The following is a 17,734-nucleotide window of genomic DNA, read 5'->3' as shown; positions in this document are numbered from 1 at the left end:
ATGCTTGTTGACCTATTTCCATCATGTTGAAGTCGCTTGATGCTGTCAGAACGCCTAAAGGGAGCCATACGAGATAGCTACCGCCAGTTAGCGGCCGGGTTACCCGGATTTGTAGCACGGCGCGAACAGAACTATCTGGTGGCTGAAATCGCCAAAACCTTAAGTGGTGAGTATGAAAAAAGCCGCCGAATTCTGGTGGCCGAAGCGGGGACTGGGATTGGTAAGTCGCTCTCATATGCTCAAGGCGCGATTGCACTAGCCCGCCTGCAGCAAAAAAAACTGATTATCTCGACCGCCACGGTGGCGCTACAAGAGCAGCTTATCCACAAGGATCTGCCATTTTTTCTCAAACACAGCGCCGTGCCGTTTAGCTTTATTCTGGTCAAAGGCCGTCAGCGCTATTGCTGCGAACACCTGCTTGAGGTGGCGGCGCAGGGTGAGCAAGAGGCCAATCTGGAATTTGCCTTTGCCGAGCTGTCACGCCATAAACCCAATGACAGCGACCGCGCCCTCTATCAGCGTTTATGGCACGCCTATACCCACGGCAAATGGGATGGGGATCGGGATAACTGGCCGGATACCATCGCCGATCCTATCTGGGAGCGGATTGCCGCTGACCGCCACACCTGTAACCGAACCCTCACCCACCACCAACACTGCCCCTTTCATCGCGCTCGCGAGAAGATGGAACAAACCGATGTGTTGGTGGTCAACCATGCGCTGCTGCTCTCTGATCTGACCATGGGCGGCGGCATTATCTTACCGCCACCGGATGAGTGCTTTTATGTGCTGGATGAAGCGCATCACCTGCCCACAGTTGCCAGAGACCATGGCTCGGCCTCTATGTCAGTCAAAGGCAGCCGTCGCTGGCTGGAAAAACTGGCACAAAGTGCAGGGAAGATGGGGCGAGCGCTGCCCAGTGAACGTCTGCTCGATGCCCAGCTAAAGCTGCAAGACGCACTTGCCGCGCTACAACCGGATCTTAAAGCCCTCGATAACTGGCTATCGCAGCAACCGTTTTTCAGTGAATCGTCTGATTATCGCTTTAGCGAAGGTAAGCTGCCTGACCCTCTGCCACTGCTTGCCATCAATTTAAAAGAGTCCAGCAAGGTGGCGTTAAGGGCGCTGGACAGAGTGCAAGGGGGCATCGCCGAGGCACTGCGCGATGGCGATCTGAAACGCAAGCAAGCGGAGCCTTTGCAGGCTGAAGCCGGCTTTTTTATGCAGCGCCTGGAAAACTTCCATCAACTGTGGGAGTTGATGGCGCGCGAAATTGCCGAGGGGAAAACCCCGCTTGCTCGCTGGTTAAGCCAAAGTGACGACAGGCAAGATATTATGCTGCATGCCTCACCCATTGAGGTCGGTTACTTACTTGAAGAGTGGCTTTGGTCCAAATGCTTAGGGGCCGTGCTGGTATCGGCCACTCTGACAGCACTGTCGAGCTTTGATTACTTTCGCCAGCAAGCCGGGCTAAAAGCTCATGACGGCACCCGTTACCTGCGTCTTCGCTCCCCCTTTGATTACAACAAGGCTGAACTCTACCTGCCCCGAATGAGATGTGAGCCAAGCGATCCCGGATTTACTGGCGAGCTGATTGAAAAACTGCCGGCACTATTGAGCCATCAAAAGGCTTCACTGGTTTTGTTCTCTTCTTATAAACAGATGAACGAGGTGGCCGAAGGCTTGCGCAGCCAAGGTCTCTCATTACTCGTGCAAGGGGAAGCGTCACGGGCAGCGCTACTGACACTGCACCGCAGTCGCTGCGATGGCGGGACGCCCAGCGTGATATTAGGCACCGGCAGTTTTGCCGAGGGGCTCGATCTACCCGGTCATTATCTGACCAACCTGATTATCACCAAACTGCCCTTCGCCGTGCCGACCTCACCGGTGGAAGAGGCCACGGCAGAGTGGATCGAAAAACGCGGCGGGAATCCATTTTTACAGGTCACCATACCGGAGGCCTCACGCAAACTGATCCAGGCCTGCGGGCGACTGATCCGTAAAGAGAGTGACGAAGGACGGGTGACGATTTTGGACCGGCGTCTGTTAACCAAGCGCTATGGAAAGGGACTGCTCGATGCCCTGCCCCCATTTCGTCGCACGATTGAATAAAGCTGTGGTTCACAGCCCTTGACGGCTCCCTTGCCGCCACGCGGCAAACCTGCAAGAATGCGGACAGTTTTTTTGTGGCGACCATTGTGGTTCAAGGAGATACGATGAAACTGACAGTTCTGGTACCGGCGCTGGCTGGTCTGGTATGGGGTAATGTGGCACTGGCCGATGCCCAGATTGAGATCAAGAACCCCTATGTGGTTGAGCTGATAGACGGTCAGGGTGTAAATGCCAAGCTGTTGGAAAAGAGCAACACCCTACCGCTTAAAGATGGTAAGCATCAGGTCGTCATCTCCTTCCAAGGCAACTACTCCAATCGTAACGACAATAAAATGGTGACCGCAGAGCCACTGGTTATTAATTTTGAATCCAAAGATGGCCAACATATTGTTCTGGATTACTCCAAACCGCGTAACCAGAACGAAGCTGTTGAGTTTGTAAAAACGCAGACTGTCGCACTCAAAGACAACAGTACAGGTTCGACTATCAAGAGTGATAGCTTTGTGATGCCGAAAGTGGAAGGTTTCCAAATGACCCGTGATTATGCACAGGAGCTGATCACTATGGGCAAGGCGTTCAACCAACCCAAACAAGTCACCATTTCTACCGCTGCCGTGATGGCCGCCAACAGCGCCCCGGTCCAGATTGCTCCGGCCAAGGCCCAAGCCAACCCGCAAGCGCTGACCGAGCTGCAAAACTGGTACAACAAGGCGGATGCGGAGACCCGCAAAGCGTTCCAGATCTGGATTATCCAGCAACAGCAGTAAGAATTATGAGGGAGCCACCGGCTCCCTCTTGCTTCATGATGCTACCGGTTTTCTACCACCCGCTTTACTCTTCCCTGGATCTGCCCGCCGGGCACCGCTTTCCGCTGCAAAAATACCAAGCGCTGTATCACGCTCTTCGCTCATACCCTGTCGATATTCGCACAGCGCAGCCCGCGACGTTGGCACAGTTATTACGCGTCCATGAGCCACAGTATGTCGAGGATCTGCTGTGCGGAACGCTCCCCACTCCCATACTGCGCCGCATCGGTTTTCCATGGAGCCATCAGCTCATTGAGCGCACGCTGCACTCGGTGGGCGCCACCATAGAGGCCGCTCGCATGGCGTGCCAGCAAGGTTGCGCCTTGCAGATATCAGGTGGCTATCACCACGCCCATTACGCTATGGGCAGTGGATTTTGCCTGTTTAACGATCTGGTCATTGCGGCCCAGGCCATGCTCGATGAAGCGCACTGCAGCCAGGTGCTGATCATTGATCTCGATGTTCATCAAGGCGATGGCAGCGCCAGTTTATGCGCCGGGCGGCGCGATATCATCACCCTGTCGCTGCATGCCGAGCGCAATTTCCCCAGCCGCAAGTGCGACTCCCATCTCGATGTTGCTCTGCCCGACGGGATGGATGACAGGGGCTATCTTGAAACGCTGGACGAGGCGCTGGCAGTGGCATTTCGTCTCTGCTCACCCGATTTGATCCTCTATCAGGCTGGCGTCGATATCCATCAGGGTGATGAGCTTGGCTATCTGGCCATCAGCAGTCAAGGTATTCGCCTTCGCGATCGCGCTGTGCTGATGGCCGCTAAAACACGGGGTATCCCTATTGCCTGCGTAGCCGGCGGCGGTTATCGGCGTGACTGGCAAGCGCTTATCCCGCTGCACCTGATGCTATTTGAAGAGGCAAATGCCTGCTTTGGTTAGACCAAAACCATAAAAAACAAAGCGGCCATCACGGCCGCTTTGTCGTATCAAGCCCTGTCTGTTATTTACCGTAACGCTTGCGCGCTTTGGCTTGGCGCTGCCGATCATGCTCGGCTTTTTCAGCCTTTTTACGCAGCTCGTCAGCCTCGGCCTCTTCTTTCTCTTTGCCCACCATCTCGGGGGTTTCCAGCGTCAGCGGCCCAAGCTGCCCCAAGCGCAGTTCGTGGATCAGGATTTCGGAGACCTTGTGTAAATCGGCCACCCCGCCTTTGCGCATACAGCCGCGCCGTTCGGCAATGGCATCAAGCAGCTCCATATCGGTATCGGGCAGATCAGTCAGCTGATAGCGATGTTTGAGCCGCTCCGGATAGGCTTTGAGCAGATACTCTGCGGCGAACAGCGCAATATCGGCATAATCGATAACGGTGTCTTTAATCGCCCCTGTCACTGCCAGCCGGTAACCGCATGCAGCCGGGCTTAGCTTGGGCCACAAAAAGCCGGGGGTGTCAGTTAAGATAATATTGCCATCGAGCTTGATGCGCTGCTGCGACTTGGTCACGCCCGCTTCGTTACCGGTTTTAGCAATAATGCGACCGGCCAGGGTATTGATCAGCGTCGATTTACCCACGTTAGGGATGCCCATGATCATGGCGCGCACACCGCGCAGCTCACGATCGCGCTCTGGCAGCATGGCATGGCACAGTGTCAGCAGACCTTTAATGTCCTCCGGCTTTTGCTGGGTAAGTGGCAAGGCGCGGATCCCTTTTTCCTGCTCCATATGGGCCACCCACAGGGCCGTTATTTCCGGATCGGCCAAATCCGCTTTGTTGAGCACCTTGATAACCGGCGTGTCGCCGCGCAGCTCGGGCACAAGGGGATTTTCACTGGAGAAAGGGATGCGGGCGTCGATCATCTCGATGATGACATCCACCTCGGGCATCACCTCGGCAATCTCTTTTCTGGCCTTGTGCATGTGGCCGGGGAACCAGTTAATCGACATTCTCTCTCTCCGAAAATTCTGCGGCCGCGCATTCTACCGGTTTGGCCAGCGCTTGTGGAGATCTAGCAGCGAGCATCAAACCTCCATGAATAAAACGAGGGGCCTGATGCCCCCCGCTACAGGTTTAGCCGCGCGCCAACCACTGCTTGATGCGGGTACTCCAGTGCCGCACCTGACCATCTTGTGGCAGACTCTGCCACAGCGCAGCAAAACGGGCCTCACTCAGCGGTGAGCCCATCCGCTTGGCAAGCCCCGCCTGCAGATATTGTTTGGCCGTTTCCACCGCTTTGGGTGAGCGTAAGAACTTGCGCGCCGGGTCACTTAAGCTGACATCCCGCATACCGAGCATGGGATAGTCGCTGCGCACCGCAGCCAGCATGGTTTCACGCAGCGCCGAATCCACATAACCACGGGCAAACAGGGCGCTCACTGACTCCAGCGAGCCTTGCTGTGGCCCTTGATATGTTTCGGTAAAGGCCAGCCGCTCGACCCCTGCTGTCTGCACCTTGGCATTGGGATTGACCCGGGCCGGTTGTACCTTGGCTGGCACAACCGTGGTATGCGGCTTGGCAGGACGCGGGGAAGGGTGATGACTACAGGCGCCAAGCAAGGCACCGACAGTCAATGTCAGCAACAGACGTTTTGCCAATGACGGAATTGATTGCATTTACTCCTGACCTCCATTTTCTGCAGGAGTGGGCTCTAACTTGGTCACCAACAGCTGATCGACCTTGTAGCTGTCGATGTCCACCACTTCAAACTTGTAGCCGGCATAGATCACCGAGTCAGTGACCTTGGGGATCTTGCGCAGCATAAACATGATAAAACCGGCGATGGTTTCGTAGTTTTGATCCTCTGGAAATTCTTCGATATCAAAAGCACGCATCACATCAGAAACCGGGGTTACGCCATCGACCAGCCAGGAGTTGGCATCACGCTGGATGATTTGCTCGTCCACCACATGGGTTGCCCACTCCCCCATCACCGAGCTCATCAGGTCATTCATGGTGACAATCCCAACCACCAGACCGTACTCATTCATCACCACGGCGAAATCACCACGGTGGTTTTTGAAATACTCCATGGCCTCGTACAGAGTGAGGTTATCAGGGATGATCAATACGTTGTGAACCAGCGAATCGCCGCGAAAATCGATGCTTTTACCATTGATCACCCGGATCAATAGCTCCTTGGCATCGACGACCCCTTTTAGTACGTCCAGGTGTTTGTCACACACCAGAAATTTGTTATGCGGGTGCTCGGCAATCTTGGCCTTGATGCTCTCTTCGCTCTCTTGCAGAGTGAAATAGATGAGATTTTCCCGCGCCGTCATGGCGGAGGTCACCGACAGCGACTGCAGCTCAAACACATTTTCAATCAGTTGCTGCTCTTCGCGCTGCAGCACCCCGGCTTCGGCGCCGGCATCCATCAACGCGAAGATATCGTCAGAGGTGATCTCGTCATGGCGCTCCGTCGGGATGCGAAACAGACGAAACAGGCTGTTGGCCAGACCGTTAAACACCCACACCAGCGGACGTAACACCACCACCAGCAGACTCATCGGGCCGACGATATTCACCGCGATCTGCTCGGGGAACACCATGGCCAGACGCTTGGGCATCAGGTCGGCGATCAGAATAAAGCAACCGGTGACCGAGACAAACGATAGAGTCGAGCTTAACTGGGAGAGCCAGGGGCCTTGATAGACAGCGCCGACCAATTCACGAAATTCAGGATTCAGGGCGGCTTCGCCCAGCACACCGGCCAAGATGGCCACCGTATTGAGGCCGATTTGTACCACGGTAAAGAAATCGCCCGGTTTGGCCTGCAGGTCGAGCACCTTCTGGGCGTGGCGATGACCTTCATCGGCCATCACCTGCAATTTGATCTTGCGCGATGCGGCAAGCGAGATTTCAGACAGGGAGAAAAACACGCTGCATAAGATCAGCAGCGCAAGCATTAACAGACTGGTCGTCACACTCATGATAAATCCATTGGAACAGGGCCATGACCGGGAGTGCCTGCTGGCACCCTGTGCCAGTCATCGCACAAGAGCAACATGATAGCAAAAAAAGCGTGACAAGTTGACTGACCTGCCTGGAGAAAGCGTCAAATGTTACTGCTGCGCTCCATCGAGATGACCACACGGCGGTTTTTACTGCGGCCCGACTCCTCTTCGTTCGAGGCCACGTGCTTCTTCTCACCATGCCCTTCCACCGAGATCTTGCCCGCATCCAGCCCCAGTCCGGTAAAGAATGCCTTGATGCTCTCGGCGCGCTTTTCCGACAGTTGCTGGTTGGTCCAACGGCCACCGAAGCTATCGGTGTAGGCATTGATCACCACCACGTCGATGGAGGGATCCGCCTTTAGGTAATCGCCAATCATGGCAAGACGACGGCGAGAGGCCGCACTGAGCTTATCGCTGTTTTTCTCATAGGTGAGGATGGTAAAGGCAATATCGTCGAAGCTATAGGGCAGCAGATTGTTCATGCAATCTACAAACGCCTGATATTTAACCCGGAAATTAACATTAGACAGCGAGACACGCACCGCATTGTTTTGACGATACCAGTCGCGATATTGGAAGGTCGGCATGCGCCCGCCTTCGAGCTCATCGAGCATGGTCCAGGCTGTTTGACCATCAACCAGCCCATCGAACTGCTGATAAAAGCGCAGCTGGGCCAAATCGCGGCCCGCCACACCGGGGCGCCAGGACGGCGGCATAGAGCCGAGCGTCACCGATTGGGTGCGCGCTTGTGCCCGTAACCCGTGCAGCTCAAAATCGAGATTGATCTTGTTACCCGCGCGCGCCACAAACATACCGCTACCCCAACTAGGAATAGGGTGCTCAAGGCGACACTCAATCTGAGTGTCAGCCGTCAGCCGCCAGACGGATTGATCAATCCCGGCACCGAACTCGGTCACCCCTGCCTGCGCAGGTATGGTTGCAACTATGATGGCCCACGCGCTGTGTTTCACTCACCACCCCCAGATAATCTCTTCTGGCTTATCGGCGGTAAAACCCCTTCCTTTAGCGCTTTTGTGCAGCCGGGCTCGGCGCGACAAACGGGGGGAAGTTTGCCATAATGCCGCTTCGTTTTCTGTCAGTGAAGAACCATGACCGAGCCTGTTCACACCCTCAAGGGACGTTTTCGCGGTTTTTATCCTGTTGTTATCGACGTGGAAACCGCCGGTTTCAATGCCCGCACTGATGCTCTGCTCGAGATTGCGGCTTATACCCTGAAGATGGATGCCGATGGCTGGTTGCACCCGGATCAGGTGTTTCATTTCCATGTCGAGCCTTTTGAGGGCGCTAATCTGGAGCAAGCTGCGCTCGATTTTACCGGTATCGATCCGTTCAACCCACTGCGCGGTGCAGTCAGTGAAAAAGAGGCGCTGACCGAGATATTCAAAGGCCTGCGTAAAGGCATGAAAGAGAGCGACTGCGGCCGCGCCATCGTGGTGGCCCACAACGCGACCTTTGATCACGGTTTTCTGATGGCAGCCGCCGAGCGCGCCGGCCTAAAACGTAATCCGTTTCACCCCTTTGCCACCTTTGATACTGCCGCCCTCTCCGGCCTGGCCATCGGTCAGACCGTGCTGGCCAAGGCCTGCCAAAGCGCCGGAATCGCCTTTGATAACAAAGAAGCGCATTCGGCCCTTTATGACACCGAGCGCACAACCGAGCTCTTTTGCCATATCGTCAATCGCTGGAAAGCGTTGGGAGGCTGGCCACCCACCCCGGCTGGCGATGAACACGCCATCGATGAGAGTGGTGATTAAACGCAAACGGGAGCAGACGCTCCCGTTTTTGTATCGCACGGATTAATGCATGCTCTGTTGCTGCACCACAAATCCCTGCCGGATTGACCACAGCTCACTGAGATCTAACCCGCGATCTTCTCTGTCACGAGCTTCTTGCAAAATATCCTGATATTGAAGCTCGACCAGATGACTGGCCGTGTCTCTTACGCAATCTTCAAATGTCTGCGCCGGATCATCGGTTTGTAAAAAGGCGGCTTTCGCCATCTCGTACACCGCCTGTTGCCAGCTACCGGTAAAGACCTGACCACTGACCGTATCCACCACCACTTTGGCAGGACAGTTTTTCGAAAGTACAACACTTCCCATGGCTAGACTCCCTTGTGATTGTCAGTCACACCTGTTTTAAGTCCGTAAACCTATCCACTGGTGCAGTCTACCACTCATGGTCAGCCGCGTCCGACGCAGACGGGGGGCTTCGCCCTTACTGACAAAAAAGCCCTGACATCGGCCAGGGCTGTTGCGAGTTTATCCAAGGGGCGTTGCAGGATTGAATTCGCAAGCTCTCCTCATCGGTACACCTTAGAAAGTCACATCCACGCTAACACCGACATTACGACCCGGCTGGGTATAACGGTCCAGGTTAGCAGAGCTGTTTGCCACCTGACGGACGGTGTTCCAGAGCCAGTACTTCTCGTCGGTCAGGTTGAACAAGCCTGCGCGCAGGGTAACGTTATCGAGCGGACGATAGTAGGTAGTCAGATCCAACACAGTAGATGCCGGAATAGCCTGCCATTGATAGCTGGTCGTGATATCACTGGCTTTTTTCGCGGAACGCCAAGTGGCGGTCAGGTCAGCTCCCCATGTGTCGTCATCAGCGTCATAACCCAGGGTATTGGCAAAGGTCAGCGGTGCCACACTGTTGAGCGGTTCGGCGTCACCGACATTCTTACCGTCAGCGTAAGCGATGGCAGAGGTCCAATGCAGCCCATCTGGAGCAGCATGGATCAACTCGGCCAATTGCAGCTCACCTTTGGCCTCAATCCCCTTGATCACCACGCGGTCGAGGTTCTCGTTGGTAAAGATGCCGGTCGGATAGGTCGTAGAAGTCCCGACCGTGACCTGCTCGATAAAGTTGCGATAACGATTGTAGAAAGCGGTGATCTCACCACGCCCATAACGACCTTGAGTGCGCAACCCGCCTTCCAGGAACACGCTGCGTTCAGGCTCAAGATCCGGATTAGGCTTGATGATGTAACCATAATGGTAACTACCGACACTGCCTGCATTCTCATAGTAGTAATAGAGATCTTCCATGCTGGGAGCACGGAAACCGGTACCGTACTTGGCAAACAGGGTGTAATTGTCTGTCAGCGCATATTCGGTGCCGAGCTGACCGGTAAAGGCATGGCTCTTGTTATCTCCCCATGAGTCGATATAGCTGTCGCTCTTGGTGGTATAGCTGTAGTTGTCATAACGCACCGCCGGGATCAGGTTCCAGGCATCCGTCACGGCAATATTGTCACGCAAATATGCGCCCCAAATATTGCTCTGTGCCTTTGGTGAGAAGCGCGTCACCGTTGTGGTCCCGTTGACATCGTTCTCGTTGAGGTTTTCCAGCTGACCATGGTTATAGCTCAAACCATAACTAAGCGACTGAATACCTACTGTTTTGTTAGCATCAGTACGCAGTTGAATGTCTTTTTGCTCATAAGTCCGATCGACATAGCGATCCTGGGTGCTCGAATCGATATGAGTGCCGTTTTCGGTGTTTTTCTCTTGGTAATCGAGTTGCCATTTCAGCTCGTCATACAGGGCATTGCTGGTCGCATTTTCATGCCAGATCCCGACGTGCTTGCGTTGTAGGGTATCGTCCGCCTTCTGGGTTGAAGTGGAAGAGCTCTCTGATTTCAGATCCATGGACGTGTTGAGCTGATACTGCTCGGCCACCAGACCGATTTTATTGTCCTCGTTGAGCTGATAAGCCAATTTGCCGAGAACGTTGGTGGATCCCACATCGGCAGGATCAGCCAAGCCACGGGTTGCCCCCACATCATCCTTGCTACCAGTGCCACGGCTCTCGGTCTCATGGCCATCCCGACGAGTCACCACCACCATGGACTCCAGCGCGCCGGTACGGTTGGCGGCCGTAATGGTTTCGTGGAATTGCTCATTGGCACTGGTAAAACCGCTCTTGAGGTTCAGATAAGAGTCATCCCCCTTCGGATTGAGCAGATCTTTCGGATCTTTGGTGCGAAACTTCACCGCGCCCCCCAGTGCACCGCTGCCAGCCACGACGTCACCACCTTTGATCACATCAACCTGCTCGAGAGACTCCACATCCAGATATGCGCGGCCAGCTCGCAGATAAGTGGTGGTTGGGGCATACGCGTCCGGCTGCACCACCCCATCGATATCCATGTAAACCCGGTTCTCATCCAAGCCACGGATATTGATGCTGTTAACGCCAAAGCGAGAGTCTTGGGTCACTTCAACGCCGGGCTCTTTCTTGAACAAATCGGACAGACTCTGATTCTGATCACGAGCAATCTGCTTGCTGGAGATAGTCGACACGCTGCTTTCAGGTTGCTTTGTGGCGACTTTTTTCGCCTGCACCACCACCGTTGCTTGCGGTTCAGTCGCACTATCCTGACCAACATCAGTGGTCGCACTCATTACGTGTTGCGCCACCAGCGTCAGGCATAGCGGCGGCAGCCATTGCAGTTTGAACTTCATGATCGGTTTCCTTGTCGATGCATTGTCATGATGGGCGGCATCATAATGACAAGATCAAAACAGATCAATACGGATACGAATCATTATCATTTATATTTAAATAAAAGAGCTCTCAATCTTTCAGAACAACCAAAAAAATAACTCAAACGAACCCACGCCATGGGTGTAACAAATGAACTTATGGAGAGGATATTCACCTGACCATTGCTCACAAAGGAGCGTGGCCATGCTGCTTAGAACTGGATAAAGCCAGCATACCTACGGCGTTATTGGGAAAATATAACTCAATGATTAATAATGCTTTTATCGCATATCAGCTCTCTTTGTCCAACGAACTTAACGGCATCAAACCATGTTGTTGGATGATCGCTTGCCCCTGAGGGCCCAAGATAAACTGGTACAGCTCACAAGCCTCGGGTGAGGGCTGACCCAGTAAACACAACCCATAGTCCGCGCGAATCGATAATTCGGATGGGAGAGTCAGCATCCTGATCTGTGGATAGGCAGCCAGTGCCCTGGCATAGCTGGCATAACCGATATAGAGGTCGGCCAACTGATTGCCCAGAACCCATTCGGCAGCCAGTCGTCCCGAAGGTAACTGACTCGTCGGACCGCCAACCAGCGTTAATGCTCGCGCGGCCAATTTGCGTCCTGCACCAGGGCTCAGAGCCTCAAGACGCTCAAAAAGTTGCCAAGTATAGTCGCCCGAAGGATCACAACCTGGGGTAGACGTGGCAACACGCAGGTGCTCATCGCACAGTAGTGCCACTACACTGCGTTCGCTTAGTAATCCCTGTTGGTCTTGTTGTTCAGTGCGAACACACAGCGCCAAGGTATTGCTGGCAAAGGGCTGCACATCGGCTGTCAACCCGATTGCACGCAGGTGCTCCGGATGGGACAGATTGGCAGATGCAAATAACGCTGGCCTAGCGCCGGCTTCAATCTCCTGTCGCAGCAGCCCCGCTGGCGCAAATTTGGCGTTGACCTGACATCCGCCTGCCTGCCGAAAGGCTGCAAGCAGTTCGCCAAATGCCAAGCGTAAACTGCCTGCGCTGTAGAGCTCAATCTGCTGCATACTCTTATCCTCAAAAACGCGTGTAGCGTGGAACCAACACCGAGCGTGAAACCCCGCCCTCTTCTGGCAAACAGACCCGAGCGATCGGAAGGCCGAACAAACGACTTAAAATGGCCGGAGTCAGCACCTCGTCGGGAGGCCCCTGCAGCGGTTTATGCTCACCCAGAAGTAGCACCTTGTCGGCGATGGCTAGCGCGTGACTTGGCTGATGCGTCGTAAATACAATGCCCATGCCTTGTTGTTTCGCCAGATGATCAAGCAGCGTCAATGTTTGATCCTGATGGCGTAAATCCAGCGCCGAAGTCGGCTCATCGAGCAACAGCAGATCACAACGGGTGACCAGAGCACGCGCAATCAGAACCAACTGCTGTTGTCCTCCTGAAAGACGAGCGAACTCAACCTCGGCCAGTTGTCGAATATTTACCTGCTCTAATGCTTCCAGCGCACATTGCTGATCGCGCACTGAGGGGCTTTGATACCAGGCCAAAGCACTGGCTCGCCCCATAAGAACCACATCTATCACCCGATAGGAAAAAGGTAAACGAAAGTGCTGGGGTACATAACCTATCGCCGTGGGCTTAAAAATGTGGCCTGCCGTGGGTTGGCATTGGCCGAGCAGGATGGCAAGCAGTGTACTCTTGCCACTGCCATTGGGACCAAGCAGTGCCAGCACGCAACCAGCCGCCAAGTCAAAGGAGAGATCACTAAATAGAGGCGCTTGCCGCTTCCACCCCATCTCAAGATGTTCAACAACCAGCAAACGATCACTCATGCCACATCATCCGTTGACGCTGCAACCACACTCCAGCAAACAGAGGCGCACCGATCAGTGCTGTGAGTATGCCAAGAGGGATCTCCCCTTGGCTTAATGTTCGGGCCAGATCATCGATAAGCAGCATATAGAGCCCACCCAAGCCAGCCGAGAGCGGCAGCAGACGTCGATGATCCGGCCCTCCAAGTTGCCGCGCCAAGTGAGGAACTACCAGCCCCACCCAAGCGATAGCGCCACTCACGGCAACCTGAGCGGCCACGAGCAACGCACACAGTAAGATAATCCACCACCTGAGATACCCGGTATTGATGCCAAGCGCACGGGCATCTACATCATCGAGGGAGAGAAGATTCAACCGCCACCTCAATACCAACAAAATGCCTCCAGCCAACAATAGCGGGATATAGAGGATGGCGAGTTTGGCAAAAGAGGCTGTAGCAAAACTGCCGAGCAACCAGAATACAATGCTGGGCAGCGTCTCCTCACTGTCCGCCAGATATTGCACCAGACTCACACAGGCGGAGAAAAAACCACTGACGATCAATCCTGCCAAAACCAGGGACAACAACCCTCCCCTTTTTTGCGCGCCACCACCGAGTATAAAAACACACAGTAACGAGGTAATTCCGCCCATAAGGGAGAGTCCTAATAGCAACCAGGAAGAGAGCCCAAACAAAATCGCCAAGGCCCCGCCCAACGCCGCCCCAGAAGAAACACCAATAATATGGGGATCCACCAGTGGATTTCGAAACACCCCCTGCAACGCAGCGCCAGCCAACGCAAGGGTCGCTCCGGCCCCAAACGCCATCAGCACACGAGGAAGACGCACCATTAACACCACCTGACGCGCCACGGCATCCTCATCACCACTTGGCGAAAGCGGGTTGAGTATTAGCCAACCGACCTTTTCGACGCAGACGCTATAGTGTCCCAATGTCAGCGAATAGACCGCGGCAAGCAGACACAGTGGCGCCAACCACCAGAATTTCACGACTTGGCAGCGCAGCAGGTTGCGTGGTAGTACCGCTGATAATAATGATCGACCTGTTGCTGCAAAGAGATATCGCTAAACCGCGTAGGATAGAGTGTCTTGGCCATCCACAACTCACCAAGGGCAACGGCTTCGGGCATCGGATAGCCCCAGGCTTTGGCATATTCCGGCATCAAATAAATGCGATGATGTTTGACTGCATCAATGGTTTGCCATTGCTCAGAGTGTGTGATCTCCTCGACGACTTCGGGATAACGCTCTTGCACAAAAATGACCTGAGGATTCCATTTCAGTACATCTTCGATAGATACCTGTTGATACCCTTTGATATCCTTTGCTGCCACGTTGCTGGCACCAGCGTGCTCCATCATCAAGCCTGTATACTTGCCAGAGCCGTACGTCGTCAGCCCCGGATTAGCCATGTATACGCGTACACGCGCGTCAGGTTTCAGATCCTTGAGCCGTTGCGACACCAAGGCTCTGCCCGCCAATGTATCCTTGATCATTGCCTCAGCCCGGTCGGTATGTCCCATCACTTGTGCAATCAGTCGAATACCATCCACCAAACCGTTGGTATAAACCTCATCTTCATTGGCAAGGGTCGGGTTGAGCTTGTTAGCCTGGTCACCACTGACACGCCGCAGGGAAATACCCACCACTGGGATCCCGGCCTGCTCAATCTGGGCAATCATCGCAGATGGCGCATAGTTGGCGACAAACACCACTTGGGGATGTAACGCAAGCAGACTTTCCATGTTCACGCTCGTGATATCGCCTGGTTCAGGCAATGTCGCCAGCGTTGGTGCCAGTCTGAGATAGTTTGAGCCCAGTTGCTTTTTCCAAGAGCCAAGCACCCCCACCACCTGATCCATCGCCCCAAGTTGGACCAATAAATTCAGCGTCTGGTGCTGCAACACCACCGCGCGCTCGATGTGATCAGGAACGGTTACATTACGGCCAAGTTGGTCAATAACGTGACGATCAGCCCATGTCACTGGGGAAAAAAGAAGGGATAGCAGTAGTAATGCCGAGATACGACGTAACATGATGAAGACTCCCGATAACAACGCCCTTTAACGATGAAAAACATCTACAGACAACATTTCATATCAGGTCGCGCTGATAGATATCCGCCAGATGCATACACAGAAGCTAATCTCCTGCTCCTTAAATAATCACTATCACGCGAGCCAGAACCTATTACCGGCATATGCCACTGTGTCCTAACTCAATACTGACACGTTCAGCCGTTAGCTTGCATGAGATTAAAAAGCTCAGAGGGGCAGCATGCTACGCCTCAATACCGTCAACAGCCAGTCCAACCCGGGTGATGAATCGGGTTAAAATCCATCAGCGTATAGGCGAGCTGACAAAGAGTCCGATACTGAGATGCCACTACTGCCCATCACAGCCAACAAGTCCATCCCTTTTTTGGCCGCTGATTGCTGATAATTATTGGTGATGAGGTGAATGACCGAGTACATGCTTCGGCACTTGGTCTTGCACTATTTCGCCCTGGTCGAGCCGGATGCAACGATGAAAGTGTTTCAGAATAAAATGATAGTCGTGACTAATACAAAGCACCGTACACGGCTGCCCTTTACAATAAGCAAGCCAACGCTCAAAGACGACCAGCCAATGGCTATCAAAGTCACGGCTTGGTTCATCAAGGAGCAACACATCGGGTGACATGGCCATTAAAGCAGCAACGGCTATCATCCGTCGTTGCCCGGCATTAAGATCCAAAGGGTGACACTTGGCAACATCGGTAAGACCACAAAACGCTAACGCCTCGTGAGTTCGACTCAGAACATCACGGACTGGTAATTGTTGGGCATGCAGACCGAACGCGACTTCATCAAATACCGAACTATGGAATAACTGTTTTTCCACCTCTTGAAACAATACGCCAATACGACTGGCTCGTTGCCTTGCTGTCAGTGACGTCAGTGACATGCCATCTAATTTAACAACGCCTTGGCGGGGAGTCAGCAGACCGGCAAGTAAACGCAGTAGGGTCGATTTTCCTGCGCCATTATCGCCAACTAACGCGACCCACTCCCCATCGGCAATATTAAGTGATAGATCATTGATACAAGGTGCGAGATTGCCCGGCCACAGCCAACTCAGATGCTCAGTGATTAACATAGTGTTCATCAACCATGATGAATAATAACCCCAGCTTGACTGGCATACGGCAGTATATCTTCAGCGCCACCCTCAGCTAATATTGAACCATGTTCTAATACCACCCCCTTCATACAAAATCCCAGTGCTGGATAAATATGTTTTTCAAACAATATGACGACACTTTGGTGAGTCTCAGCCCAAGCTAAAAGCATGCTCAGCATTTCGCCGGTCGCATGGGGTGTTAACCGGGTAAAAGCTTCATCAAGCAATAACAAGCGGGGGCACATCGCCAATGCTCCGGCAATCACAACCCGTTGAGCCTCACCACCTGACAGGGTGGACGGATGACGCTCTCTCAAATGAACGGTTTTTGTCAACTCAAGTGCCTCATCAAGCCGGGTTAAAATCTCGGCAGTAGGCAGGCATAGATTTTCAGGACCAAAGGCAATCTCTTCTTCAACGCTGAACGTACAACCTGATAATTGTAAGCGTGGGGACTGCTGAACGAGCTGAACCCGAGCGGCTTGTTCAGCCAGCCGGCGCCCCCCCAGCGATGCTTCACCTAATATTCTTGCCTGTCCGTGGATTCGTCCAGAAAGATGCTCGGGATAACAACCAGCCAGTAATTGTGCCAACACACTCTTACCAGCACCATTGCCACCAAAAAAACCAATAATACCGGGTGATCGCACAGAAAAATTTAATGGGCCAACACACGGCTCACTCCCAGGAAAAGCAAAGCTAAGATCCTGAAGCTCTACCATATCAACCACACACCCAGCTCAATGAGGCCTACGATCAGTAAACAATAACGCCCTCGTTGCTGCCATATTGGATCCGGTGGTGCCCACAACGTAACACGATGACGATGAAGACGAAAAGCACGCATGTCCAGCGCCGCACCACGTACAGATAGTTCATTGATTTCATTCATAACTAGTGGCGTAATCAGAGCAGGAATATAACGTAACCGCTGATACCAGCCTTCATCCAGCGGGACGCCGCGGGCCAGCTGAGCCTCATGAATAGCAGCAAGCTGCTGACGTAGCTGTTCGGCAATTAACAATGGCCCTGCCATTAAATAAGCAAAACTGATTGGAAGACGACTGGCGAAAAGAGCACGAATAAAACGTCGGGTTGGCATGGCCAGTAACATGATCTGACCGCCCGACATCACCGCCAATAACCTTAACCAGAGAGCGACGACACCTGGCATAGCATTGCCATCAACCGGCTGACCTGTAAGCCAATGAGCCAACCAACCACTGTGGACCAACCATAAACCTGCCGCCATAGGCAGCATAATCCAGGTAACATACTTAGCTCGCGCTCTGGTGCGCTTGCAAAAAAACAACAAGCCATAAAGGCTGAAGCTAACTGCCACAAGTAAATAATTCAGTGGTATCAGCAGAGTGCTAATACCACCTACCAACCAGATTGTCAGCACAGTAAAGGGA

Annotated in this window: 17 protein-coding genes; 4 read left to right on the top strand and 13 right to left on the bottom strand. The window is 53.6% G+C overall.

Going from position 1 to position 17,734, the window contains the following annotated elements; translation table 11 throughout:
• Positions 1 to 39 precede the first annotated feature (39 nt).
• From dinG to BW958_RS03890, 3 genes are all read left to right on the top strand, one after another.
• Entirely contained in the window at positions 40 to 2,112 is a 2,073-nt protein-coding gene (gene dinG / locus BW958_RS03900; protein ID WP_076574418.1) for an ATP-dependent DNA helicase DinG, read from the top strand.
• Between the two features lie 104 nt (positions 2,113 to 2,216).
• Entirely contained in the window at positions 2,217 to 2,879 is a 663-nt protein-coding gene (locus tag BW958_RS03895) for a YccT family protein (protein WP_076574417.1), read from the top strand.
• A gap of 35 nt (positions 2,880 to 2,914) precedes the next feature.
• On the top strand, positions 2,915 to 3,811 hold the full coding sequence (locus BW958_RS03890; RefSeq protein ID WP_076574416.1) for a histone deacetylase family protein: 897 nt from the start codon (positions 2,915 to 2,917) through the stop codon (positions 3,809 to 3,811).
• A 61-nt stretch (positions 3,812 to 3,872) separates the two neighbouring features.
• Here the strand turns inward: BW958_RS03890 and ylqF are convergent, their stop codons facing one another.
• The 4 genes from ylqF to BW958_RS03870 all read right to left on the bottom strand — a co-directional run bounded on the left by ylqF (position 3,873) and on the right by BW958_RS03870 (position 7,790).
• Positions 3,873 to 4,811: a ribosome biogenesis GTPase YlqF gene (ylqF, locus tag BW958_RS03885; RefSeq protein ID WP_076574415.1), complete on the bottom strand. Its 939-nt coding sequence runs from the start codon at positions 4,809 to 4,811 to the stop codon at positions 3,873 to 3,875.
• Positions 4,812 to 4,935: 124 nt separating this feature from the next.
• A complete protein-coding gene (locus BW958_RS03880) occupies positions 4,936 to 5,478 on the bottom strand; it encodes a hypothetical protein (protein WP_076574414.1) in 543 nt (180 codons plus the stop codon).
• Positions 5,479 to 6,795: a polyamine export protein PaeA gene (locus BW958_RS03875; protein WP_076574413.1), complete on the bottom strand. Its 1,317-nt coding sequence runs from the start codon at positions 6,793 to 6,795 to the stop codon at positions 5,479 to 5,481.
• Positions 6,796 to 6,920: 125 nt separating this feature from the next.
• Entirely contained in the window at positions 6,921 to 7,790 is an 870-nt protein-coding gene (locus BW958_RS03870; protein ID WP_076574412.1) for a flagellar protein MotY, read from the bottom strand.
• A gap of 138 nt (positions 7,791 to 7,928) precedes the next feature.
• Between BW958_RS03870 and rnt the strand changes: the two genes are divergently transcribed.
• Positions 7,929 to 8,594, top strand: coding sequence for a ribonuclease T (rnt, locus tag BW958_RS03865; RefSeq protein ID WP_076574411.1), 666 nt, complete (start codon positions 7,929 to 7,931; stop codon positions 8,592 to 8,594).
• Positions 8,595 to 8,636: 42 nt separating this feature from the next.
• Here the strand turns inward: rnt and BW958_RS03860 are convergent, their stop codons facing one another.
• The 9 genes from BW958_RS03860 to BW958_RS03820 all read right to left on the bottom strand — a co-directional run bounded on the left by BW958_RS03860 (position 8,637) and on the right by BW958_RS03820 (position 17,724).
• Positions 8,637 to 8,942: a hypothetical protein gene (locus BW958_RS03860; protein WP_076574410.1), complete on the bottom strand. Its 306-nt coding sequence runs from the start codon at positions 8,940 to 8,942 to the stop codon at positions 8,637 to 8,639.
• Positions 8,943 to 9,155: 213 nt separating this feature from the next.
• A complete protein-coding gene (locus BW958_RS03855; protein ID WP_076574409.1) occupies positions 9,156 to 11,309 on the bottom strand; it encodes a TonB-dependent hemoglobin/transferrin/lactoferrin family receptor in 2,154 nt (717 codons plus the stop codon).
• A gap of 313 nt (positions 11,310 to 11,622) precedes the next feature.
• Positions 11,623 to 12,384: a substrate-binding domain-containing protein gene (locus tag BW958_RS03850; protein ID WP_076574408.1), complete on the bottom strand. Its 762-nt coding sequence runs from the start codon at positions 12,382 to 12,384 to the stop codon at positions 11,623 to 11,625.
• Positions 12,385 to 12,394: 10 nt separating this feature from the next.
• Entirely contained in the window at positions 12,395 to 13,144 is a 750-nt protein-coding gene (locus tag BW958_RS03845) for an ABC transporter ATP-binding protein (RefSeq protein ID WP_218641735.1), read from the bottom strand.
• A gap of 4 nt (positions 13,145 to 13,148) precedes the next feature.
• Positions 13,149 to 14,147 carry a FecCD family ABC transporter permease gene (locus BW958_RS03840; protein ID WP_076574406.1) on the bottom strand — a complete coding sequence of 333 codons (999 nt, stop codon included), beginning with the start codon at positions 14,145 to 14,147 and terminating at the stop codon, positions 13,149 to 13,151.
• Positions 14,144 to 15,193: an ABC transporter substrate-binding protein gene (locus BW958_RS03835; protein ID WP_076574405.1), complete on the bottom strand. Its 1,050-nt coding sequence runs from the start codon at positions 15,191 to 15,193 to the stop codon at positions 14,144 to 14,146. The genes BW958_RS03840 and BW958_RS03835 overlap by 4 nt, the downstream gene beginning before the upstream one ends.
• Before the next feature lie 406 nt (positions 15,194 to 15,599).
• On the bottom strand, positions 15,600 to 16,295 hold the full coding sequence (locus BW958_RS03830) for an energy-coupling factor ABC transporter ATP-binding protein (protein ID WP_076574404.1): 696 nt from the start codon (positions 16,293 to 16,295) through the stop codon (positions 15,600 to 15,602).
• A gap of 8 nt (positions 16,296 to 16,303) precedes the next feature.
• Complete coding sequence (locus BW958_RS03825; protein ID WP_076574403.1) at positions 16,304 to 17,041, bottom strand: energy-coupling factor ABC transporter ATP-binding protein; 738 nt, start codon at positions 17,039 to 17,041, stop codon at positions 16,304 to 16,306.
• Positions 17,035 to 17,724 carry an energy-coupling factor transporter transmembrane component T gene (locus BW958_RS03820; protein WP_218641733.1) on the bottom strand — a complete coding sequence of 230 codons (690 nt, stop codon included), beginning with the start codon at positions 17,722 to 17,724 and terminating at the stop codon, positions 17,035 to 17,037. Before BW958_RS03820 ends, BW958_RS03825 begins: the two co-directional genes overlap by 7 nt.
• Positions 17,725 to 17,734 lie beyond the last annotated feature (10 nt).

Origin of the sequence: Aeromonas sp. RU39B (assembly GCF_900156095.1) — a bacterium.
Classification (GTDB): Bacteria; Pseudomonadota; Gammaproteobacteria; order Enterobacterales; family Aeromonadaceae; genus Aeromonas.
Note: the sequence above shows the minus strand (reverse complement) of the source record. Positions and strands in the feature narration are given on the sequence as shown.